Source organism: Brevibacillus reuszeri (assembly GCF_001187725.1).
Classification (GTDB): Bacteria; Bacillota; Bacilli; order Brevibacillales; family Brevibacillaceae; genus Brevibacillus; species Brevibacillus reuszeri.
Genome location: NZ_LGIQ01000024.1, coordinates 1 through 536, shown reverse-complemented (window position 1 = coordinate 536; position 536 = coordinate 1). Strand labels below are relative to the sequence as shown.

General features: G+C 46.6%; 2 tRNA genes and 1 rRNA gene. All 3 read left to right on the top strand.

What is annotated here, in order from left to right:
• Positions 1 to 150 precede the first annotated feature (150 nt).
• Positions 151 to 227: transfer RNA gene (locus tag ADS79_RS34025), tRNA-Ile, on the top strand.
• Between the two features lie 89 nt (positions 228 to 316).
• Positions 317 to 392, top strand: a tRNA-Ala gene (locus tag ADS79_RS34020).
• A gap of 82 nt (positions 393 to 474) precedes the next feature.
• Positions 475 to 536, top strand: a 5S ribosomal RNA gene (gene rrf, locus ADS79_RS34015); the annotation flags it as partial.

Genomic DNA, 536 nt, shown 5'->3' with positions numbered 1-536 from the left:
GATGGATCACCTCCTTTCTATGGAGATATGACAATTAACGCATATTCGCTGCTCAGTTTTGAGGGAGCATCAACTCCCTGACGTATACAAATCTTTGAAGCGCTTCAGTTTTTAGCTTCAAAGTAGTACGTCTTTTTTTGTGGCTTTTGAGGGCCTATAGCTCAGTTGGTTAGAGCGCACGCCTGATAAGCGTGAGGTCGGCTGTTCGAGTCAGCCTAGGCCCACCATTTGAATATTTGCTTTTGCTAAGGGATACCCGAATAGTATTCGGATGTACCTACGAAGCATAAGCATCACTTTTTGGGGTTTCTTTTATGGGGCTGTAGCTCAGTTGGGAGAGCGCCTGCCTTGCAAGCAGGAGGTCATCGGTTCGATCCCGTTCAGCTCCACCATTTTCCAAAAAATAACGCTTGAAAGTTGATGCGAGGATATGCTAAATTACTCCTTGTGACTTTTGAGAAATGAGAAAAATTGTCTGGTGATGATGGCGGAGGGGACACACCCGTTCCCATGCCGAACACGGCCGTTAAGCCCTC